The 7707-nt window shown below is 72.1% G+C and carries 8 protein-coding genes; 5 read left to right on the top strand and 3 right to left on the bottom strand.

Annotated features, from left to right (window positions below; translation table 11 throughout):
- Together AX737_RS28860 and AX737_RS28855 are read right to left on the bottom strand one after the other, a co-directional pair.
- Positions 1–681: tetratricopeptide repeat protein (locus AX737_RS28860; RefSeq protein WP_066927359.1), on the bottom strand; the 681-nt coding region annotated here is incomplete at its 3' end.
- A 95-nt stretch (positions 682–776) separates the two neighbouring features.
- Positions 777–1382, bottom strand: coding sequence for an NnrU family protein (locus AX737_RS28855; RefSeq protein WP_066927358.1), 606 nt, complete (start codon positions 1380–1382; stop codon positions 777–779).
- Between the two features lie 145 nt (positions 1383–1527).
- On the opposite strand from AX737_RS28855, the gene AX737_RS28850 reads away from it, so the two are divergent.
- The gene (locus tag AX737_RS28850; protein WP_066927357.1) at positions 1528–2697 is read left to right on the top strand and encodes a hypothetical protein; all 1170 of its coding nucleotides are present in this window, start codon (positions 1528–1530) and stop codon (positions 2695–2697) included.
- A gap of 50 nt (positions 2698–2747) precedes the next feature.
- On the opposite strand, the gene AX737_RS28845 is transcribed toward AX737_RS28850, so the two are convergent.
- Positions 2748–3569: a lytic transglycosylase domain-containing protein gene (locus AX737_RS28845; RefSeq protein WP_066927355.1), complete on the bottom strand. Its 822-nt coding sequence runs from the start codon at positions 3567–3569 to the stop codon at positions 2748–2750.
- Between the two features lie 316 nt (positions 3570–3885).
- On the opposite strand from AX737_RS28845, the gene glyA reads away from it, so the two are divergent.
- From glyA to AX737_RS28825, 4 genes are all read left to right on the top strand, one after another.
- A complete protein-coding gene (gene glyA / locus AX737_RS28840; RefSeq protein ID WP_066927353.1) occupies positions 3886–5190 on the top strand; it encodes a serine hydroxymethyltransferase in 1305 nt (434 codons plus the stop codon).
- A gap of 136 nt (positions 5191–5326) precedes the next feature.
- Complete coding sequence (nrdR, locus tag AX737_RS28835; RefSeq protein ID WP_066927351.1) at positions 5327–5860, top strand: transcriptional regulator NrdR; 534 nt, start codon at positions 5327–5329, stop codon at positions 5858–5860.
- An 8-nt stretch (positions 5861–5868) separates the two neighbouring features.
- Positions 5869–6990: a bifunctional diaminohydroxyphosphoribosylaminopyrimidine deaminase/5-amino-6-(5-phosphoribosylamino)uracil reductase RibD gene (ribD, locus tag AX737_RS28830; RefSeq protein ID WP_066927349.1), complete on the top strand. Its 1122-nt coding sequence runs from the start codon at positions 5869–5871 to the stop codon at positions 6988–6990.
- Position 6991: 1 nt separating this feature from the next.
- The gene (locus AX737_RS28825; protein WP_066927347.1) at positions 6992–7630 is read left to right on the top strand and encodes a riboflavin synthase; all 639 of its coding nucleotides are present in this window, start codon (positions 6992–6994) and stop codon (positions 7628–7630) included.
- Positions 7631–7707 lie beyond the last annotated feature (77 nt).

Here is a 7707-nt window from a genome sequence, read left to right as displayed (position 1 = left end):
GGGCTCGGCCTTGGCCTCGGTCACCGTCACGGGGCCGCCTGCCACGAGGGCCACGTAGACCTCGATGCGCTGGCGCAGGCCCTGCGGCGTCTCGGGGTCGGCGTTGAGCTGGTCGAACCAGCGCCCCGCCTCATCGTACTGGCCGCGCCGGAGCGCGGAGAGGCCCAGCATCTCGCGGGCGGTGTGGCGGAAGGGCGAGCCGGCGGCGAGGCTCTGGAGGCTCGCCAGCGCGGGCGCCGGATCGGGCAGGTCGATGCGCAGCAGCGCGGCGCGCAGGCGCGCGAGATCGCGCAGGCCCTCGCCGACCGCCGAATCGGCGGCGATCCTGTCGAACTCGGCCGCGCCCTTGGCCGGGTCGGCCTTGCCGGCCTCGGTGGCGGCGCGGATGCGCGCGAGCAGGCGGTAGCCCGCCGGGCCCTGCGCCTCCAGGTCGTCGAAGATCTTGTCGGCCTCCTGAGCCTTGCCGTCGCGGGCGAGGCGGTTGGCCCGGTCGAACTGCTCGGAGGCGGCCTCCGCGGCCGAGCGTTGCGCGCTCTGCCAGTAGCGCCAGCCGCCGACGCCGGCCACGACGAGGATCGCCAGCGCGATGATCACGCCGCTGTAGCGCCGCCAGATGTTGGCGACCTGATCCCGGCGATAGTCCTCGTTGACCTCGCGGATGAACTCGTTGTTCTCAGCCATTCGTCCCCGGTCCGCGGCGTGCCGCGGGCCACCTCGCATCCGTCAGGGCCACGCGCCTAGCACGTTGTTCGGGGATTGGCGACCGGCCCCTCGCTTCAGGCCTGCCCCGGCCAAACGGCGACGCCGATGAGCCAGGGATGGAGCCAGCGGGCGAAGACGAACCACGCCGCGACGCCGATCGCCACGGCCAGCCCGTCGTTGCGCCAGCCGGCCGGGGCGGCCTGCCCGCCGTGCTGGCTCGCCACCGCGCCGGCCGGCACACCGCGGCGCTTCACGCTGATGCGGTCAATCACCGCCCAGGCGAGGAAGGCGGCGAACAGCACGATCGAGCCGAGATCGCCGTTGGCGAGGAGATGTGCGGTCGCCCAGATCTTCACGGCGAGCAGCATCGGGTGCTTGGCGAACGCACGGATCCGACCCGGCAGGTAGGCCGAGGCCATCACCACGAAGGCCAGCAGCACGAGGATCAGGGCGAGGTGGCGGGTGAAGACCGGCGGGTTCCAGACCGGGATGTAGCCGGTCGCCCGGTAATGGCCGTAGCCGACCCCGATCAGCACGAGCCCCAGCACCGAGACCAGGGTGTAGCCGAGCTTGTACTTCGCCTCGCCGACGCGGCCCACCAGTTCGGCCCGGCGCGCCCGGGCCATCGAGAAGGAGTGGGTGCCGAGAAACAGCACGAGGCCGAGGATCATGATCAGCATGGGCGGGGTCTCGGGGGAATCTCGCGGGCTGTGGAGGGGCGCGGCGCGCTCAAGCTCCTTGTAACGGTTCCGGTCTGAAAGTCCTGCGGATTGTCGGGCCGGGCGGCCCGCGCGGCGGCCTGCCGCGGCTCACCGGAGAACCGCGATGCGCGCGCCCGCATTCCTGGCCCTAGCGCTTCTCGGCGCCCCCGCCGCGGCCGAGCCGGCCGGGCCGCCGCTGTCGAGCCTGACGCTGGTGGGGCCGCCGATGGCGATGTTCCGGGCGCCGCGCGACGCCTGCGACGGCGTGGACCTGCCCGACGCGCCCCTGCGCGCCTTCCGGGACGCGACGGGAGCGGTGGTGGCGTTCGGCCTGCACCACCGCAACCGGGCGTTGCGCGGACCCGACCTCGACCGCCTGAAGATCGACTGCGCGGTGGTGCTCGAATCCGGCCACAGGCCGGACCCGGCGCTCTACGACGACCGCTCCTGGATCACCGCCACCTGGACGGAGGATGGGCGCAACGTCGCCGCCCTCCTCCACCACGAGTACCACGCTGACGCGCATCCGGGCCGCTGCCAGGCGCAGAGCCTGATGCCTTGCTGGTACAACACGGTGACGGCCGCCGCCTCGCGCGACGGTGGACGCAGCTTCGGTCGGGCCGCGCCGCCGGTGGTGGTCGCTGCCCCGCCCTTCACCCAGGATATCGACCAGACCCGGCACCGGGGCTTCTTCAACCCCTCGAACATCCTCGGGGACGGGCGCTGGCGCTACGCGCTCGTCGCCACCACCGGCTGGGACCGGCCCGGCAGCGATCAGGCGGCGGGCGTCTGCCTGTTCCGCAGCGACGATCCGGCCGACCCGCGGCGCTGGCGCGCCTGGACGGGGGGCGGCTTCGCCGCCGCCTTCCCGGATCCCTACCGGATCCGAGTCAGGCTCCCCGACACCTGCCGACCGGTCGGGCCGTTTCCCGGCCCGGTCGGGGCGGTGGTGCGCCACCGCGGCAGTGGCACCTACGTCGCGGTCTTCATGGCGGCGGCGGGCGGCGACTTCCCCCGATCCGGTTTCTACTGGACGAGTTCGCGCGACCTGATCGCCTGGGACCGCCCGCGGCTGCTGCTCGCCGGCACCACCCTGTACGACGATCCCTGCAAAGCGGGGGGCGAGATGGTCGCCTACCCGTCACTGATCGATCCCGCGGCACAGGGCCGCAACTTCGACGATGTCGGCGAGCGGGCACTCCTCACCTACGCGACCCTGCGCACCGAGGGCTGCACGGTCACGGCCGAGCGCGACCTCGTGCGGCGCCCGGTGGCGATCAAGGTCTGGCCCTAGAGAGTTGCCCCCTCCCCGAGGTGACGGGAGGGAGCGTGGCGGATGGCCCCCTAGCGCCCCTCGTCGATGCGCTGGCCAAGCAGCGCGATCGCCTTCTGGTAGACGCCGGCCGCGTTCCAGCCCTGGATCGCCGCGAAGTTCGGCTCGCCCGGCTGGTAGCCGGCGCCGGCCCGCCAGCCATGGCCCTTGAGGAAGTTCGCCGTCGAATTGAGCGCCGTGCCGACGTTGTCCAGGCTGCCGCCGGTGCCGTAGGTCAGCACGTTCTTGGGCAGGAACTGGGTGTGGCCGACCTCGCCGTGGGCGGCGCCGCGGGTCGTGGGCGTGAGGACGCCGCGATCGACGAGGGTGAGCGCCGCGTAGAGCTGATCGGTGAAGTACTCGGAGCGGCGGCAATCGTAGGCGAGCGTTGCCACCGCCGAGAGGGTGTTCACGTTGCCCTTCACGGCGCCGAAGCCGGTCTCCATGCCCCAGATCGCCAGCAGCGGGCCCGGTGGCACGCCGTAGCGCTGCTCGATCTGGGCGAAGAGGGCCGCGTTCTGCTGCTTCAGCTGGCGGCCGCGCGCCACGATTGTGTTGCCGCCGCGCTTGGCCAGGAATTGGTCGAGGGAGAGCTTGAAGCTCTTCTGGCCCCGGTCCGCCGAGATGGTCGCGGTGGAGTAGGAGGTGTCCATCAGGGCCGCGAGGCTCTGGGCGCTCGCCCGGCCGCGGGCCTCCTGGGCGAATTCCCGCTTCCATGCCTCGAAGCCCGCGCCGGTATTGCCGCACTGCGCGGCCTCGGCGCGCTGGCCTGAGCCGGCGAGGAGCGCACCGGCCAAGACCCCGGCCGTGATCCCCGCCACGATTCCCGGCTTCGTGAACCCGCGTCTGCTCATGGGAAACTCCTGTCGCGGCGGCCTTCGGACGTCGTTCTGCCCGGCCGTCCGCCTTTAGCACGGCTATATGTCCGCGCGGGTGCGCAACCCAAGAGGCCGACCGCACAGTTCCTGCCGAGCTTGCAGGCTTTCCATCCGTAACCCTTGCGAATCCTCACCGCCGTGACGGGGATCAATTTTTTTGAACCATGCAGAAAAATGCATGTGCTTGGCCTCGCGCGGGCGCCCGTGTAGAGATCGGGTCTGCAAGAGCCCGCCCGTGCACGCCGACGGATGGCGGGTCCACCCGCCCGCAGACAAGAACAGAGGCCATGCCATGAGCGCCGGTACCGCCGCCGACAAGCATTTCACCGACACCTTCTTCGCCGCCCCCCTCACCGAGGCCGACCCCGAGATCGCCCGCGCCGTCGAGCAGGAGCTCGGTCGCCAGCAGCACGAGATCGAGCTGATCGCCTCCGAGAACATCGTCTCGCGCGCCGTGCTCGAGGCGCAGGGCTCGGTGCTCACCAACAAGTACGCGGAAGGCTATCCGGGCCGGCGCTACTACGGCGGCTGCCAGTTCGTGGATGTCGCCGAGAACCTCGCCATCGAGCGTGCCAAGCGCCTGTTCGGCGTCGGCTTCGCCAACGTGCAGCCGAATTCCGGTTCCCAGGCCAACCAGGGCGTCTTCATGGCCCTGATGCAGCCCGGCGACACCTTCATGGGCCTCGACCTCGCCGCCGGCGGCCACCTCACCCACGGTGCGCCCCCGAACGTCTCGGGCAAGTGGTTCAAGCCGGTCTCCTACACGGTGCGCCGCGAGGACCAGCGCATCGACATGGAGCAGGTCGAGCGCCTCGCCCACGAGCACAAGCCGAAGGTGATCATCGCGGGCGGCTCGGGCTACCCGCGCCACTGGGACTTCGCCAAGTTCCGCGCGATCGCCGACGCGGTCGGCGCCTACTTCTTCGTGGACATGGCCCATTTCGCGGGTCTCGTCGCGGCCGGCGTGCACCCGTCGCCGTTCCCGCACGCGCATGTCGCCACCACCACGACCCACAAGACGCTGCGCGGCCCGCGCGGCGGCATGATCCTGACGAACGACGAGGCGCTGGCCAAGAAGTTCAACTCGGCGATCTTCCCCGGCCTGCAGGGCGGTCCCTTGATGCACGTCATCGCCGGCAAGGCGGTGGCCTTCGGCGAGGCGCTGAAGCCCGAGTTCAAGATCTACGCCCGCCAGGTGATCGAGAACGCCAAGGCGCTCGCCGACACCCTGATCTCGGGCGGCTACGACATCACCTCGGGCGGTACCGACAACCACCTGATGCTGGTGGACCTGCAGAAGAAGGGCCTCACCGGCAAGGCGGCGGAAGCCGCGCTCTCGCGGGCCGACATCACCTGCAACAAGAACGGCGTGCCCTTCGACCCGCAGAAGCCGACCATCACCTCGGGCATCCGCCTCGGCACCCCGGCCGGTACCTCGCGCGGCTTCGGCGTGGCCGAGTTCAAGCAGATCGGCGGCTTCATCGTCGAGGTGCTGGACGGCGTCGCCGCCAAGGGCGAGGCGGGCGACAGCGCGGTCGAGGCCAACGTCAAGAGCCGCGTGCACGCGCTGACCGAGCGCTTCCCGATCTACGGCTGAGGCTCGGTGTAGCGGCCGCACTTCCGGCGGCTATCCCGGCCGCACTTCCGGCGGCCGGCACGACGGTCTAGGACGCGGGCCGCGGATCCTTCTGGGTCCGCGGCCCGTCTCGTTCCACGGCACCGAGGTCCGCCCGATGCGCTGTCCCTATTGCGGCGGCTCCGACACCCAGGTGAAGGATTCCCGACCGAGCGAGGATGGGGCGGCGATCCGCCGCCGCCGGGTCTGCCCAGATTGCGCCGGCCGCTTCACCACCTTCGAGCGGGTTCAATTGCGTGAGGTCACGGTGGTGAAGCGCTCCGGCAAGCGCGTGCCCTTCGACCGCGACAAGCTGCAGCGCTCGATCGACGTGGCCTTGCGCAAGCGCGCGGTCGATCCGGACCGGGTCGAGCGTCTCGTCAGCGGCATCACGCGCCAGCTCGAGAGCAGCGGCGAGGCCGAGGTCAGCTCGGAGGCGATCGGCGAACTGGTGATGGAGGGGCTGAAGGGCCTCGACGACGTCGCCTACGTGCGCTTCGCCTCCGTCTACAAGAATTTCCGCGAGGCCAAGGACTTCGAGGACCTGCTCGGCACCCTCGGGGGAACGCTCGCGGCGGGTGTCGAGACCGAGGTCGCGGCCGCGGAGGCCGCCCCCCCTCCCCGGCGCCGCGCCCGGCAGGCCAAGCCGTGAGTGTGGCCATGAGCGTGCCCCCGAGCGACGCGCGCTACATGCGCCTCGCCCTGGCGCTGGGGCAGCGCCATCTCGGCCGGACCTGGCCGAACCCCTCGGTCGGGGCCGTCGTGGTGGCGGGGCCGCCGGGCGCGGAGCGGATCGTCGGCCAGGGCGTCACCGCGCCGGGCGGTCGCCCGCACGGCGAGCCGCTGGCGCTGGTCCAGGCGGGGCAGGCCGCGCGCGGCGCGACCCTCTACGTCACGCTGGAGCCCTGCTCCCATCACGGCCGCACCCCCCCCTGCACCGAGGCGATCGTGGCGGCCGGGATCGCGCGCGTGGTCAGCGCGATCGAGGATCCCGACCCGCGGGTGGCCGGCCGCGGCCACGCGCTCCTCAGGGAGGCCGGGATCGCGGTCGAGACCGGGCTCTTGGCCGACATGGCCCGGCGCGACCATCTCGGCCATATCCGCCGCGTCACGACGGGGCGTCCGGCCATCCACCTGAAGCTCGCGCGGACCCGCGACGGCTTCGCCGCCGCCTCGGGACCGGAGCGCCTGCGCATCACCGGGCCGGTCGCGGACGGGGCGGTGCATCTCTGGCGCGCGCACGCCGACGCCATCCTGGTCGGCATCGGCACGGCGCGGGCGGACGATCCCTCGCTCACCGTGCGACTGCCGGGGCTGGCCCAGCGCTCGCCCCAGCGGGTGGTGCTCGATTCCCGCCTCGTGCTTCAACCGCAGAGCGTGCTGGTGCGCACCGCCCACGACGTGCCAACGCTGGTGCTCGCCACGCGCGGCGCCCCGGCCCACGCCAAGCGCATGCTGGAATCGATGGGGCTGGAGGTGGTCCGGGTCGCCGACGACGGGCAGGGGCGCGTCGATCTGTCCGCCGCGCTCGCGGCGCTCGCCGAGCGCGGGCTGACGCGCCTGTGCAGCGAGGGCGGCCCCCGCCTTGCGGACGCGCTGGCCGAGGCCGATCTGATCGACCTGTGCACGCTGATGACCGGCCCGAGCGAACTGGGGCCCACGGGCGGTCTGCCGGCGATCGGGCCGCACCTGCGGGCACTTCTCGACGGCGGGCGCCTGCGCGCGGTCGAGGCGCGCACCCTCGGGCCCGACCGGGCCGTCACCTACGAGCGGATCGATTGAGATGTTCACCGGCCTCGTCAGCGATATCGGAACGGTGCTCGCGGTGGCGGGCGACGCGCGTATGCGGCGGCTCACCATCGCCTGCGCCTACGACCCGGCCGGCATCGCGCTCGGCGCCTCGATCGCCTGCTCGGGGCCCTGTCTCACCGCCGTCTCGATCGAGCCGACCGATGGCGGCGCGGTCTTCGCCGTGGACGCGGCCGCCGAGACGCTCGCCCGCACCACGGTCGGCTCCTGGCAGCCGGGCCGGCGGATCAACCTGGAGCGCTCGCTGAAGATCGGCGACGAGCTCGGCGGCCACCTCGTCACCGGCCATGTCGACGGACTCGCCGAGATCGTGGCGCACGAGCGCGTCACCGACGCGGAGAGTTCCTGGGGGGCGAGCGAGCGCTTCACGCTGCGGGCGCCCGCGGAACTCGCCCGCTTCATCGCTCCGAAGGGCTCGGTCTGCCTCGACGGCACCTCGCTCACCGTGAACACGGTGGACGGCGACCTGTTCACGGTGCTGCTGATCCCGCACACGCTGGAGGTCACCACCTGGGGGGAGCGCCGCCAGGGCGACCGGCTCAACCTCGAAGTCGATCTCATCGCCCGCTACGCCGCGCGGCTCACCGAGGCACGGGCGCGAACGGAAAGCTGAGCCGTTCGGAGGCGATCGTGACCGGCTCCCTCTCCCATAGGGAGAGGGTTGGGGTGAGGGGTATGACGGTCCAGACC

Source organism: Methylobacterium sp. CCH5-D2 (assembly GCF_001556475.1).
In the GTDB taxonomy this organism is placed as follows: domain Bacteria; phylum Pseudomonadota; class Alphaproteobacteria; order Rhizobiales; family Beijerinckiaceae; genus Methylobacterium; species Methylobacterium hispanicum.
This window is presented reverse-complemented; position numbering and strand designations above follow the sequence as displayed.

Coding starts and splice junctions, on each gene's coding strand:
- AX737_RS28855 (WP_066927358.1), bottom strand. CDS start 1,382: ATGCTGATCATGATCCTCGGCCTCGTGCTGTTTCTCGGCACCCACTCC.
- AX737_RS28850 (WP_066927357.1), top strand. CDS start 1,528: ATGCGCGCGCCCGCATTCCTGGCCCTAGCGCTTCTCGGCGCCCCCGCC.
- AX737_RS28845 (WP_066927355.1), bottom strand. CDS start 3,569: ATGAGCAGACGCGGGTTCACGAAGCCGGGAATCGTGGCGGGGATCACG.
- glyA (WP_066927353.1), top strand. CDS start 3,886: ATGAGCGCCGGTACCGCCGCCGACAAGCATTTCACCGACACCTTCTTC.
- nrdR (WP_066927351.1), top strand. CDS start 5,327: ATGCGCTGTCCCTATTGCGGCGGCTCCGACACCCAGGTGAAGGATTCC.
- ribD (WP_066927349.1), top strand. CDS start 5,869: ATGAGCGTGCCCCCGAGCGACGCGCGCTACATGCGCCTCGCCCTGGCG.
- AX737_RS28825 (WP_066927347.1), top strand. CDS start 6,992: ATGTTCACCGGCCTCGTCAGCGATATCGGAACGGTGCTCGCGGTGGCG.